Source organism: Variovorax ginsengisoli, from assembly GCF_030486595.1.
GTDB classification, from domain to species: Bacteria; Pseudomonadota; Gammaproteobacteria; order Burkholderiales; family Burkholderiaceae_C; genus Variovorax; species Variovorax ginsengisoli_B.
Window position 1 is genome coordinate 310,584 of the sequence record NZ_JAUJZH010000001.1, and the last position, 11,847, is coordinate 322,430.

Consider the following 11,847-nt stretch of genomic DNA (forward strand, 5'->3'; position numbering starts at 1 on the left):
TCACGGGTTGCAGCGATAGCTGTTGCGCAGCGCCGCCGAAAGGACGAGTTGCACCGGCATGTCGGCCTCGTAGCTGTCGGCGTTGCGCGTCAGTTCGGTTTGATAGAGGGAGCGCGCCATCGCGGGCTCGAGTCGGCGGCCGTTGATGCAGAACAGCGGCTTCTGGCCGGCGCGCTGTTCGGCGTCGTTGGCTTCCCGCAGGCCTTCCATGACGCCCACCAGGTAGTAGTTGGCGTAGAGCTTGCCATCTTTCTCGTTGGCCTCGAGCGTGCGCAGTTCGCGGATCGACATCGCCTGGGCGAAGGCCGTCATCGCCAGCAGCATCCCGGCCGCCCCGATGCGGATCAGGCGCGCGGCCGTGGCTTGATCAACACGCATGGGTTCCCCGCATGAACCGACCAGCCCTCGAGGTCGCGGGTGACCACCGAGCGGGCCCCGACCACGGCGCTGTCGCCGATCGTGACGCCGGGCGCCACGAAGGATTCAGCCGCCAGCCAGACACCGTCGCCGACGTGGATGTCGTCCCAGATCAGCGGGAAGCTGGGCAGCTTGTAGTCGTGCGTGCCGGTGCACAGCCAGACCCGTTGCGACACGCAGCAGTTCTTGCCGATGTGGACTTGGCCGTAGTTGTAGATCTCGACGCCCTCGCCGATCGCCGTGTAGTTGCCGATCACCAGGTTCCAGGGCATCAAAACCTTGACCCCGGCGCAGACCAGAACGCCCTCGCCGATCCGGGCGCCAAAAAGCCGCAGAAGCAAGATCCGCAGCGGCGAGAAGGCGCGTAGCCCGGGTCGGCCCAGGAGGCCCCAGATCAGGATCCAGCAGGCGCGGCGCAGCTTCTGGCCCAGGCTCCAGGGGTGCCTGCGGTTGGTCTTGAGGTCGAGGGCTTCGTGTTTCATGGCTTCGCGTTGCGCAGCCGCATCTCGGCCGCCCGGGCGTGGGCCTGCAGGCCCTCGCCATGGGCGAGCACCGAGGCCACCTGCCCGAGCGCCTGGGCGCCCTCCTCGCTGACTTCGATCAGGCTCGAGCGCTTCTGGAAATCGTAGACCCCGAGCGGCGAGCTGAAGCGTGCCGTGCCGCTGGTCGGCAGCACGTGGTTGGGGCCGGCGCAGTAGTCGCCCAGGCTTTCGCTGGTGTAGGCACCGAGAAAGATCGCGCCGGCGTGCCTGAGCAGGGGCTCCCAGCGGTGCGGCTCCTGGCTGCTGACCTCGAGGTGTTCGGGTGCGATCCGGTTGCTGATTTCGCAGGCTTCTTCCATGCTGCGCGTGTGGATCAGCGCGCCGCGGCCGTTGAGCGAGGCGGCAATGATCTCGGCGCGTGGCATCGAGGGCAGCAGGCGGTCGATCTCCTGCTGCACGCGCTCGATGTAGGCGGCGTCAGGACTGAGCAGGATGCTCTGCGCGAGTTCATCGTGCTCGGCCTGGCTGAACAGATCCATCGCGACCCACTCGGGCGGCGTGCTGCCGTCGGCCAGCACCAGAATTTCGCTCGGGCCGGCGATCATGTCGATGCCGACGGTGCCGAACACGCGCCGCTTGGCGGCCGCCACGTAGGCATTGCCGGGCCCGGTGATCTTGTCGACCGCCGGAATCGTGGCCGTGCCGTATGCCAGGGCCGCCACCGCCTGGGCGCCGCCGATCGTGAAGGCGCGCGTGACACCGGCCACGTAGGCGGCAGCGAGCACCAGCGGGTTGCGCTCGCCGCCCGGCGTCGGCACCACCATGATGATCTCGCCGACCCCGGCCACGTGCGCCGGAACCGCGTTCATGAGCACGCTCGACGGATAGGCGGCCTTGCCGCCCGGCACGTAGATGCCGACGCGGTCCAGCGGCGTGACCTTCTGGCCGAGCAGCGTGCCGTCGGCATCGCGGTAGCTCCAGCTCTCGCCGCTCGCCTTTTTCTGCGCCTCGTGGTAGCTCCTGACGCGGCTTGCCGCGGCTTGGAGCGCATCTTTCTGCTCCGCCGGCAGCGACTCGAAGGCGGCGCGCAACTCGGCGGCCGTGAGTTCCAGCGCCGGCAAGCCGTCGACGTCGAGGCGGTCGAAACGCCGCGTGTAGTCGAGCACGGCCTCGTCGCCCCGCTGCCGAACGTCGGCCAGGATGTCGGCCACCACCTGCTCGATGGCCGCATCCGCTTCGGCCGACCAATGCAGGCGCGCCTTGAATTCGGCCTCGAAGGTGGCCGACGCGGTGGACAGGCGGGCGGGAGCGGCTTTCAGGTTCATGTCGGGATGGCCGATGCGAAGGCATCGACGATGCGGCGGATGGGCTCTTGCTTGAGCTTGAGCGCGGCCTGGTTGACCACCAGCCGGGCGCTGATGTCCATGATGCGTTCGACCTCGATCAGATGGTTGGCCTTGAGCGTGTTGCCGGTCGAGACCAGGTCGACGATGGCATCGGCCAGCCCCGTGAGCGGAGCCAGTTCCATGCTGCCGTAGAGCTTGATCAGGTCGACGTGCACGCCCTTGCTGGCGAAGAATTCGCGCGCCAGGCCGACGTACTTGGTCGCCACCTTGAGCCGCGAGCCTTGCTTGACGGCCGAGGCGTAGTCGTAGTCGGCGCGCACCGCTACGCTCAGGCGGCAGGCCGCGATGCGCAGGTCGAGCGGCTGGTAGAGGCCCTGGTTGCCGTGCTCGAGCAGCACGTCGAGCCCGGTCACGCCGAGGTCGGCGCCGCCGTACTGGACGTAGGTCGGCACGTCGGAGGCGCGCACCAGCACCACGCGGACATCGGGCCTCGTGGTGGCGAGGATCAACTTGCGCGATTTCTCGGGGTCTTCGGTGACCTCGATGCCGGCCGCAGCCAGCAGCGGCAGGGTCTCCTCGAAGATGCGGCCCTTCGACAGCGCCAGCGTGATCACGGCTGCACCTCGGCCGGCCCGGCCACCCGCTCGATGTCGGCGCCGATGCCGCGCAGCTTGCCTTCCATGCGGTCGTAGCCGCGGTCGAGATGGTAGATGCGGTCGACCAGGGTCTCGCCATCGGCCACCAGGCCGGCGATCACGAGGCTGGCCGAGGCGCGCAGGTCGGTTGCCATCACGGTGGCGCCGGACAGCTGGCGCACGCCCTCGATCACCGCCACCTTGCCGTCGGTCTGGATCTTGGCGCCGAGACGCAGCATCTCGTCGACGTGCATGAAGCGGTTCTCGAAGATCGTCTCGGTGACGGTCGAGGTGCCTTCGGCGATCGCGTTGAGCGCCATGAACTGGGCCTGCATGTCGGTCGGGAAGCCCGGGTACTCGGTGGTGCGGAAGCTCTGTGCCTTGAGCCGGCCCTGGCTCTGCACCCGGATGCCGCCGTCGACCGCCTCCACCTGCGCCCCGGCCTCGCGCAGCTTCTCGATCACGGCATCGAGGTGGTCGGCGCGGCCATGCTTCAGGAATACCTCGCCGCCGGCCGCGGCCACGGCGCACAGGAAGGTGCCGGCCTCGATCCGGTCGGCCACCACCTGGTGGGTGCAGCCGTCGAGCCGCTCCACGCCCTGGATGCGGATGCGGCTGGTGCCGTGGCCCTCGATCTTCGCGCCCATGGCAATCAGCATCTCGGCCAGGTCGGCGATTTCAGGCTCCTGGGCGGCGTTCTCGAGCACCGTCTCGCCCTCGGCCAGCGCCGCCGCCATGAGGAAGTTCTCGGTGCCGGTGACCGTCACCATGTCGGTGGTGATGCGGGCGCCGTGCAGGCGTTTGCGGCCACCGCCGATGCCCGCCACCATGTAGCCGTGCTCGACCACGATCTCGGCACCCATGGCCTGCAGGCCCTTGATGTGCTGGTCGACCGGACGCGAGCCGATCGCGCAGCCGCCTGGCAGCGAGACCTTGGCCCTGCCGAAGCGCGCCAGCAGCGGGCCGAGCGCGAGCACCGAGGCCCGCATCGTCTTGACCAGTTCGTAGGGTGCCTCGGGCACCTCGAGCGAGCGGGCATCGATGCGCACCGTGCCGTTGTCGTCGCGCTCGGCGCGCACGCCCATGTTGTGGACCAGCTTGAGCATGGTCGCGACGTCCTTCAGGCGCGGCACGTTGTGCAGCATGACGGGGCGATCGGTCAGCAGAGCCGCGCAGAGTTCGGGCAGCGCGGCATTCTTGGCGCCGGAAATGAGTACCTCGCCGCGAAGCTTGCGCCCGCCGCGAATCAGAAGTTTGTCCATGAGGAATCCAGCGGAGGTCTAGCGAGACTGGCCTGCCCATTCGGCAGGCGTGAAGGTTTTCATCGAGAGCGCGTGCACTTCGTCGGTGTGCATTTTCGCACCCAGGGTGGCATAGACCCGCTGATGCCGCTGGATGGCGCGCTTGCCCTCGAACTCGGCGGAGACGATGGTGGCGTACCAGTGGCGGCCATCGCCCTCGAGCGTGATGTGGTCGCAGGCCAGGCCGGCCTGGATGATCGATTGGAGTTCGTCAGCTGTCATGGTTCGTTTTCATCCGCGGATCTTGTAGCCGATGCGCAGGAGGTGCACGGCGATCGCGCTGACCACCAGCCAGGCGCTGCCGACGATCGCCAGGCTCAGCCAGGGCGAAGCATCGCTGATGCCGAAGAAGCCGTAGCGAAAGCCATCGATCATGTAGAAGAAGGGGTTCAGGTGGCTCACCGTCTGCCAGAAAGGCGGCAGCGACCCGATCGAATAGAACACGCCGGACAGGAAGGTCATCGGCATGATCAGGAAGTTCTGGAACACCGCCATCTGGTCGAATTTCTCGGCCCAGAGGCCGGCGATCAGGCCCAGCGTGCCGAGGATGGCGGCGCCCAGGAAGGCGAAAACCAGGATCCACAACGGCGCCACGAAGCTCGGCATCGCGAAGAAGGCGGTGACGATGAACACGCCCAGGCCCACCGCCAGCCCGCGCACGATCGACGAGCCCACGTAGGCGAGGAACCAGCCCCAGTGCGACAGCGGCGTCAGCAGCACGAACACCAGGCTGCCCATGATCTTGCTCTGGATGATCGACGACGAGCTATTGGCGAAGGCGTTCTGCAGCACGCTCATCATCACCAGGCCCGGGACCAGGAAGGCGGTGTAGCTCACGGTGCCGAAGACCTTGACGTGGTCCTCGAGCACATGGCCGAAGACCGCCAGGTAGAGCACCGCGGTCAGCACCGGGGCGCCGACGGTCTGGAAGCCGACCTTCCAGAAGCGCAGCGTTTCCTTGTACAGAAGCGCGCGCCAGCCGAGCGCGTTGATCATCATCTTGCGACCTCCAGCGGCGTCTGCTCGCCCGCCATCAGGTCGATGAAGACGTCCTCGAGGTCGGCCTTGCGCATCTCGACGTCCTCGACGTCGAGCCCGGCTTCGCGGATCGCGGCCAGCAGCTGCTCGACCTCGTGGGCGTTCTGCGCCGGCAGCTGCACGATGCGGCCCGTGATGCGGGCGTTCTGGGCGATCGCCCAGGGCAGCATCCCGTCGGTCTTGAAGCGCAGCACGTTGCTGGCTGCCGACCGCAGCAGCTCGCTGGTGCGGTCGAGCGCGATCACGCGGCCTTGCTTGAGCATCGCGATCCGATGGCACAGCGCCTCGGCCTCTTCGAGATAGTGGGTGGTCAGCAGCACCGTGCTGCCCTGTTTGTTGAGCTTGGCGACGAACTGCCACAGCGTCTGGCGCAGCTCGACGTCGACGCCGGCGGTGGGCTCGTCCAGCACGATCACAGGCGGCTTGTGGACCAGCGCCTGGGCCACCAGCACGCGCCGCTTCATGCCGCCCGAGAGCTGGCGCATGTTCGCGCCCGCCTTGTCGGCCAGGCCGAGGCTCTGCAGGAGTTCGTCGATCCAGGCGTCGTTGTTCTTGATGCCGAAGTAGCCCGACTGGATCCGCAGCGCCTCGCGGACGTTGAAGAACGGGTCGAAGACCAGCTCCTGCGGCACCACGCCGAGTTGGCGGCGGGCCTGGGCGTAGTCCTTCTGGACGTCGAAGCCGTGGACCGCGATGGCGCCGCTGGTCGGGCGCGACAGCCCGGCGAGCATGCTGATCAGGGTGGTCTTGCCGGCCCCGTTCGGCCCCAGGAGGCCGAAGAACTCGCCCTCTTCGATCTGGAAGCTCACGTCATCGACGGCGCGGAGCCCGGGCTTGCCCTGGCTTCGTTGCTGGCGTGAGGGGGGGTAGGTCTTGCAGACCGATTGAAAGGAGATCGCGGGCATGGGAACCCGCGATTTTAAGCGGCCGCCGGTTTTCTAGGGCGCGGCCGGCAAAAGGCCTGCGATTCCGTACAGCGCGGCCAGTTCGCGCAGGCGGGCCGGCAACCCCTTGACGGCAAAGCCGCGACCGAGCGCGCTGGACTCGCGCCGGCACTCGAGCAACACCGCCAGCGCCGAGGAGTCGAAGTGGACCAGCGCGCTGGCGTCGACCACCGTGGCCGTATCGGTCTGCCCGGCCAGGCCGCGCTGGAGCATGTAGGCGCAGGCCGGCGCCTCGTCGTGCGTCAACTTGGGTGGCAGCACCAGCATGGCCGGCTCAGCCCTTGCCGTTGTTCTTGTTGCGCGCCTCGAGGGCGGCGATCAGGCCGTCGATGCCCTTGGCGTTGATCTGCTGCGCGAACTGGGTGCGGTAGGTATCCACCAGCCATACGCCCAGGACGTTGATGTTGTAGATCTTCCAGCCGCCGGCCTCGCCGGGGGTCTTCTCGAGCCGGTAGTCGAGCTGCACCGGATCGCCGCTGCCCTTGACTTCGGTGCGCACGAGCACCTCCTTGTCGTCGGCCGAGCCACGGAACGGGCGCACGACGACGGTCTGGTCGCTGACCTGGTCGAGGGCGCCCGCGTAGGTGCGCACCAGCAGGGTCTTGAACGCGTCCTCGAGCCGCTTCTGCTGCTCCGGCGTGGCCTGGCGCCAGGCCGGACCGACGGCCGAGGACGTCATGCGCAGGAAGTTCACGTTCGGCATGATCTTGGTGTCGACCAGCAGCATGATCTTGCCGACATCGCCCGCCTTGATCGACTTGTCGGCCTTGATCGTGTCCAGCACGTCGGAAGACAGCCGCTTCACGAGCGCATCGGGCGCCTCGTCCGCGGCCAGGGCCGGCCGCACGAATCCGGCAGCGGCAGCCGCCAGCAGCAGGCCGCCCAGCGCCAACCGTCCCAGGGTGCGGCGTTGAAGAATCTGGTTCATCGAGTCAATCCCTTGTCATGAAAAGTGAGGCGTTCGCCCAACGGGGTTCGAGTCCACGCCACACGGAGGGTTCCACATCGCGGCTCATGGCCTGCAACCGAATGCAATGGCCCCGCCCGCGCAAGGCCTTAATTGCCCTCGTCGGGCAGGTTTCCGTCGTGCACATCGTTGCGGCGGCGCTGCAGGAAGGCGTCACGGGTGAAGGTGTACCGGTCGAGCGCCGCATCCTCGAGCAGCTGGCCGACGCGCAACAGGTTGGCGCGGATGTCGATCAGGCGGAGAGCGTACATCGAGTTGCGCACCGAGATGTCCGACACGCCGCTCAGCAGGTCGCCCCGGAGGTCGAGCGGCAAGGCAGCGGTGTCGCGCAGGGTGGAGGGGCCGAGCAGGGGCAGGATCAGGTACGGGCCCGCCGGAACGCCCCAGCGGCCCAGCGTCTGGCCGAAGTCCTCGCTGTGGCGGTCGATGCCGAGTTCGGTTGCGATGTCCAGGATCCCGCCGAGGCCGAAGAACGTGTTGACGTTCAGGCGCATGAAAGTCTGCGCGCTGTCCTGGAGCTTGAGCTGCGCCACGCTGTTGGCGAAGCTCCAGACGTCGGAGAGGTTGCCGAAGAAATTGTTCACGCCGGTGCGCACCGGCGAGGGCAGCACCTTGACGTAGACCGTGGCGGCCGGCTTCAGAACCGCATCGTCGAGCGCGTTGTTGAAGCGATACACCTGCCGGTTGAGCGGCTCCAGCGGATCGGCCGGATTGGCGTTCGGGCCGGTGGCGCAACCCGTGAAGAAGGCGAGGACGCCGGCGGCGCCTGCTGCGCGCAGGCCATTGGCGATGCGGACGCACGCGACCCGGCCGGCGAGAGAAGTTCGTGGTTTCATTTCTTGTTGTTGGCGTTTCCGGATGGCGTGCTTCCTTCGGCCGCCTTGCTGTACAGGAACTGGCTGATCAGGTTCTCGAGCACGACCGCTGATTGGGTATCGGTCACGACATCGCCGGCTTGAAGGGTCTTTTCGTCGGCGCCGGCCTCGATGCCGATGTATTGCTCGCCCAGCAGGCCGCTGGTCAGGATCTTGAACGAGCTGTCCTTGGGGAAACTGTAGCGATTCTGGAGCGCCAGCGTCACGGCGGCCTGAAAGTTCTTGTCGTCGAACGTGATGGATTCGACGCGCCCGACCACCACGCCGGCGCTCTTGACCGCGGTTTGGGGCTTGAGCCCGCCGATGTTGTCGAAGCGCGCGGTCACGGCATAGGTCTTCTGGAAATTCAGGCTCAGCAGGTTGGCCGACTGCAGCGCCAGGAACAGCAGCGCCGCGCCGCCGATCAGCACGAACAGGCCGACCCAGATGTCATTGTTGGAACGTTGCATGTGTTGCACTCTCAGTGAACGTGGAGCCTAAATGCTGAACATCATGGCGGTCAGCATGAAATCGAGCCCGAGCACGGTGAGCGAGGCGACGACCACCGTGCGGGTGGTGGCGCGCGAGACTCCCTCGGGCGTCGGCTGGGCCTGGTAGCCCTGAAGCAGAGCGATGAAAGTCACGGCGATGCCGAAGACGATGCTCTTGACGACGCCATTGCCGACGTCCTTCCAGACGTCGACGCCGCCCTGCATCTGGCCCCAGAAGGCCCCCGCATCGAGGCCCAGCATCAGCACGCCGACGACATAGCCGCCGATCACGCCGACCGCGCTGAACACCGCCGCCAGCAGGGGCATGGTGATCACGCCGCCCCAGAAGCGCGGCGCCAGGATGCGCTGGACCGGGTCGACCGCCATCATTTCCATCGCGCTGAGCTGCTCGCCAGCCTTCATGAGGCCGATCTCGGCGGTGAGCGAGGTGCCGGCACGGCCCGCGAACAGCAGGGCCGCCACGACCGGGCCGAGCTCGCGCACCAGGCTCAATGCGACCAGCAGGCCCAGCGCCTCGGACGAGCCGTAGCGCTGCAGCGTGTAGTAGCCCTGCAGGCCCAGCACGAAGCCGACGAACAGGCCGGAGACGGCGATGATCGCCAGCGAGTAGTTGCCCAGGAAGTGGATCTGGTCACGCACCAGGCCGAAGCGGCGCAGGCTGCGCGCACCCTCCCCCACGAGCTGGAAGAACAGGCGCGCACCCAGACCGAGGTCGGCCAGCTTGCTGCGCACGGCGAAGCCGACGTCGGCCGGCTTGTACCAGCTCATAGGCTAACCTCCATGCTGCTGCGCACTGCGGTGCGAGCCCCCTTCGGAGCGGCCGGGCGGGGGCTCATTCGCGCCCCCCTTGGGAATTGCCGAAATCGGCCTCGACGGCCACCGCGGGGTAGTGGAAATGCACCGGCCCCTCGGGCAGCGCATTGACGAACTGGTGGACCAGCGGGTCGGCGCTGGCGCGCACCGCGTCCGGGCTGCCCTGCGCGGCAATGCCGCCGTTGGCGAGGATGATCACGTGGTCGGCGATGCGGAAGGTTTCCTCGAGGTCGTGCGACACGATCACGCTGGTGAGCCCCAGCGTGTCGTTGAGCTGCCGGATCAGCCGCGCCGCGGTGCCGAGCGAGATCGGGTCGAGGCCGGCGAAGGGCTCGTCGTACATGACGAGGTCGGGGTCGAGCGCGATTGCCCTGGCCAGCGCCACGCGCCGCGCCATGCCGCCCGAGACTTCGCTCGGCATCAGCTCGCGGGCGCCGCGCAGGCCGACGGCGTCGAGCTTCATCAGCACGATGTCCCGGATCAAGCCTTCGGACAGGCGGGTGTGCTCGCGCAGCGGGAAGGCCACGTTGTCGAACACGCTCATGTCGGTGAAGAGCGCGCCGAACTGGAACAGCATGCCCATGCGACGCCGGGCGGCATAAAGCGCATCGGGCGGCATCCGGCCGACGTCATGGCCGTCGAACAGCACCTCGCCACGGCGCGCCCGCACCTGCCCGCCGATCAGGCGCAGCACGGTGGTCTTGCCGCCGCCCGAGGCGCCCATCAACGCGGTCACCTTGCCACGCGGCACGAGGAACGAGACGCCATCGAGGATGGCGCGGTCGCCATAGCCGAAGACGACGTCGCGAAACTCAACGAGGGAAGTGGCTGGTGATGGGTCCATGGCAATGAAAAAGCCGGGGCGCCCCACATGAGGACATCCCGGCTCGCGGTAACAGCCAATGATAAGGGAAGCGCGTAACAGGCTGTGCCTACGACGATTCTGAAAAACGAACCGGATCAAAGGGACGCAGGCCGGCGCCGGGCCGCCCCAAGGCGGCCTGCGGCCCCCTCGGGGGCAGCGACCCACACGCCAGTGGGGGAGCGTGGGGCCAGTTCAGCGCGGCAGGTCGCTGAAGCCCATCAGGAACTCGTCGACCGAGCGGGCCGCCTGGCGGCCCTCGCGGATCGCCCAGACCACCAGCGACTGGCCACGGCGGATGTCGCCGGCGGCGAACACCTTGGGCACGTTGGTCGCGTAGCCGCCGATGAAATCGACGCTGGCCTTGGCGTTGCCGCGGGCGTCCTTCTCGACGCCGAAGGCGTCCAGCACATTGGCCACCGGGCTCACGAAGCCCATCGCCAGCAGGACCAGGTCGGCCTTGAGCACCTGCTCGCTGCCGGCCACCTCGACCATCTTGCCGTCCTTCCACTCGACACGAACCGTCTTCAGGCCCGTGACCTTGCCCTTTTCGCCGATGAATTCCTTGGTGGAGATGGCGAACTCGCGCTCGCAGCCCTCTTCGTGACTGGAACTGGTGCGCAGCTTGTACGGCCAGTAGGGCCAGGTCAGCGGGCGGTTCTCTTCCTCCGGCGGCTGAGGCATCAGCTCGAACTGGGTCACGCTGGCCGCGCCGTGGCGGTTGCTGGTGCCCACGCAGTCGGAGCCGGTGTCACCGCCGCCGATCACGATGACGTGCTTGCCGTCGGCGCGCAGCTGGCCCTTGACCTTGTCGCCGGCGTTGATCTTGTTCTGCTGCGGCAGGAACTCCATGGCGAAATGAATGCCGTCGAGGTCACGGCCGGGCACCGGCAGGTCGCGCGACTGCTCTGCGCCGCCGGTCAGCAGCACCGCGTCGAACTCCTTGTCGAGCTGCTCGGGCGTGACGGTTTCCTTGGCCCAGTTGGTGACCTTGGAGCCCTTGCCCAGCGGATCCTTGGCGGCGCCGACCATCACGCCGGTGCGGAAGGTCACGCCTTCGGCCTTCATCTGCTCGACGCGGCGATCGATGTGAACCTTCTCCATCTTGAAGTCGGGGATGCCGTAGCGCAGCAGGCCGCCGATGCGGTCGTTCTTCTCGAACAAGGTGACATCGTGGCCGACCCGCGCCAGCTGCTGGGCTGCCGCCATGCCCGCCGGGCCGGACCCGACCACGGCGACCTTCTTGCCGGTCTTGTGCTTGGCCGGACGGGCCGCCACCCAGCCTTCGTCCCAGGCACGATCGATGATCGCGTGCTCGATCGACTTGATGCCGACCGGATCGTCGTTCACGTTGAGCACGCAGGCCGCCTCGCAGGGGGCGGGGCAGATGCGGCCGGTGAACTCGGGGAAGTTGTTGGTCGAGTCGAGCACCACGAAGGCGCTCTGCCAGTCGGCCCGATACACCAGGTCGTTGAAGTCCGGAATGATGTTGTTGACCGGGCAGCCGCTGTTGCAGAACGGCGTGCCGCAGTCCATGCAGCGCGCGCCCTGGACCTTGGCCTGTGCCTCGTCGAGGCCGACCACGAATTCCTTGTAGTGCTTGACCCGCTCCTCGATCGGCTTGTAGCCCTCTTCGATGCGCTCATGCTCCATGAACCCGGTGATTTTTCCCATCG

The 11,847-nt window shown here is 67.5% G+C and carries 15 protein-coding genes; all 15 read right to left on the reverse strand.

Annotation, left to right across the window (positions count from 1 at the left end; all coding sequences use genetic code 11):
- On the reverse strand, positions 1 to 378 hold the full coding sequence (locus QZH52_RS01550; protein ID WP_301802767.1) for a hypothetical protein: 378 nt from the start codon (positions 376 to 378) through the stop codon (positions 1 to 3).
- On the reverse strand, positions 345 to 899 hold the full coding sequence (locus QZH52_RS01555; protein ID WP_301802769.1) for an LbetaH domain-containing protein: 555 nt from the start codon (positions 897 to 899) through the stop codon (positions 345 to 347). Before QZH52_RS01555 ends, QZH52_RS01550 begins: the two co-directional genes overlap by 34 nt.
- Entirely contained in the window at positions 896 to 2,224 is a 1,329-nt protein-coding gene (hisD, locus tag QZH52_RS01560) for a histidinol dehydrogenase (protein WP_301802770.1), read from the reverse strand. Before hisD ends, QZH52_RS01555 begins: the two co-directional genes overlap by 4 nt.
- A complete protein-coding gene (hisG, locus tag QZH52_RS01565; protein WP_301802773.1) occupies positions 2,221 to 2,859 on the reverse strand; it encodes an ATP phosphoribosyltransferase in 639 nt (212 codons plus the stop codon). The genes hisD and hisG overlap by 4 nt, the downstream gene beginning before the upstream one ends.
- Positions 2,856 to 4,142, reverse strand: a complete 1,287-nt coding sequence (murA, locus tag QZH52_RS01570; protein WP_301802776.1) for a UDP-N-acetylglucosamine 1-carboxyvinyltransferase — start codon at positions 4,140 to 4,142, stop codon at positions 2,856 to 2,858. Before murA ends, hisG begins: the two co-directional genes overlap by 4 nt.
- A gap of 18 nt (positions 4,143 to 4,160) precedes the next feature.
- Positions 4,161 to 4,403 (reverse strand): BolA family protein, encoded by a 243-nt coding sequence (locus QZH52_RS01575; RefSeq protein WP_286536308.1) that lies wholly within the window; start codon positions 4,401 to 4,403, stop codon positions 4,161 to 4,163.
- A 9-nt stretch (positions 4,404 to 4,412) separates the two neighbouring features.
- Entirely contained in the window at positions 4,413 to 5,177 is a 765-nt protein-coding gene (locus QZH52_RS01580; RefSeq protein WP_286523962.1) for an ABC transporter permease, read from the reverse strand.
- The gene (locus tag QZH52_RS01585; RefSeq protein ID WP_301802780.1) at positions 5,177 to 6,124 is read right to left on the reverse strand and encodes an ABC transporter ATP-binding protein; all 948 of its coding nucleotides are present in this window, start codon (positions 6,122 to 6,124) and stop codon (positions 5,177 to 5,179) included. Before QZH52_RS01585 ends, QZH52_RS01580 begins: the two co-directional genes overlap by 1 nt.
- Positions 6,125 to 6,157: 33 nt before the next feature.
- Complete coding sequence (locus tag QZH52_RS01590; protein WP_286523486.1) at positions 6,158 to 6,430, reverse strand: STAS domain-containing protein; 273 nt, start codon at positions 6,428 to 6,430, stop codon at positions 6,158 to 6,160.
- 7 nt (positions 6,431 to 6,437) lie between these two features.
- Positions 6,438 to 7,091, reverse strand: coding sequence for an MlaC/ttg2D family ABC transporter substrate-binding protein (locus tag QZH52_RS01595; protein WP_301802788.1), 654 nt, complete (start codon positions 7,089 to 7,091; stop codon positions 6,438 to 6,440).
- Positions 7,092 to 7,219: 128 nt separating this feature from the next.
- Complete coding sequence (locus QZH52_RS01600; protein ID WP_301802791.1) at positions 7,220 to 7,966, reverse strand: MlaA family lipoprotein; 747 nt, start codon at positions 7,964 to 7,966, stop codon at positions 7,220 to 7,222.
- Complete coding sequence (gene mlaD / locus QZH52_RS01605; protein WP_286523493.1) at positions 7,963 to 8,454, reverse strand: outer membrane lipid asymmetry maintenance protein MlaD; 492 nt, start codon at positions 8,452 to 8,454, stop codon at positions 7,963 to 7,965. The genes QZH52_RS01600 and mlaD overlap by 4 nt, the downstream gene beginning before the upstream one ends.
- A gap of 27 nt (positions 8,455 to 8,481) precedes the next feature.
- Entirely contained in the window at positions 8,482 to 9,264 is a 783-nt protein-coding gene (mlaE, locus tag QZH52_RS01610) for a lipid asymmetry maintenance ABC transporter permease subunit MlaE (protein WP_286523494.1), read from the reverse strand.
- 64 nt (positions 9,265 to 9,328) lie between these two features.
- Positions 9,329 to 10,153, reverse strand: a complete 825-nt coding sequence (locus QZH52_RS01615; RefSeq protein ID WP_301802800.1) for an ABC transporter ATP-binding protein — start codon at positions 10,151 to 10,153, stop codon at positions 9,329 to 9,331.
- 213 nt (positions 10,154 to 10,366) lie between these two features.
- Positions 10,367 to 11,845, reverse strand: coding sequence for a glutamate synthase subunit beta (locus QZH52_RS01620; protein ID WP_301802803.1), 1,479 nt, complete (start codon positions 11,843 to 11,845; stop codon positions 10,367 to 10,369).
- Positions 11,846 to 11,847: the final 2 nt, after the last annotated feature.

Coding starts and splice junctions, on each gene's coding strand:
- QZH52_RS01550 (WP_301802767.1), bottom strand. CDS start 378: ATGCGTGTTGATCAAGCCACGGCCGCGCGCCTGATCCGCATCGGGGCG.
- QZH52_RS01555 (WP_301802769.1), bottom strand. CDS start 899: ATGAAACACGAAGCCCTCGACCTCAAGACCAACCGCAGGCACCCCTGG.
- hisD (WP_301802770.1), bottom strand. CDS start 2,224: ATGAACCTGAAAGCCGCTCCCGCCCGCCTGTCCACCGCGTCGGCCACC.
- murA (WP_301802776.1), bottom strand. CDS start 4,142: ATGGACAAACTTCTGATTCGCGGCGGGCGCAAGCTTCGCGGCGAGGTA.
- QZH52_RS01575 (WP_286536308.1), bottom strand. CDS start 4,403: ATGACAGCTGACGAACTCCAATCGATCATCCAGGCCGGCCTGGCCTGC.
- QZH52_RS01580 (WP_286523962.1), bottom strand. CDS start 5,177: ATGATCAACGCGCTCGGCTGGCGCGCGCTTCTGTACAAGGAAACGCTG.
- QZH52_RS01585 (WP_301802780.1), bottom strand. CDS start 6,124: ATGCCCGCGATCTCCTTTCAATCGGTCTGCAAGACCTACCCCCCCTCA.
- QZH52_RS01590 (WP_286523486.1), bottom strand. CDS start 6,430: ATGCTGGTGCTGCCACCCAAGTTGACGCACGACGAGGCGCCGGCCTGC.
- QZH52_RS01595 (WP_301802788.1), bottom strand. CDS start 7,091: ATGAACCAGATTCTTCAACGCCGCACCCTGGGACGGTTGGCGCTGGGC.
- QZH52_RS01600 (WP_301802791.1), bottom strand. CDS start 7,966: ATGAAACCACGAACTTCTCTCGCCGGCCGGGTCGCGTGCGTCCGCATC.
- mlaD (WP_286523493.1), bottom strand. CDS start 8,454: ATGCAACGTTCCAACAATGACATCTGGGTCGGCCTGTTCGTGCTGATC.
- mlaE (WP_286523494.1), bottom strand. CDS start 9,264: ATGAGCTGGTACAAGCCGGCCGACGTCGGCTTCGCCGTGCGCAGCAAG.
- QZH52_RS01615 (WP_301802800.1), bottom strand. CDS start 10,153: ATGGACCCATCACCAGCCACTTCCCTCGTTGAGTTTCGCGACGTCGTC.
- QZH52_RS01620 (WP_301802803.1), bottom strand. CDS start 11,845: ATGGGAAAAATCACCGGGTTCATGGAGCATGAGCGCATCGAAGAGGGC.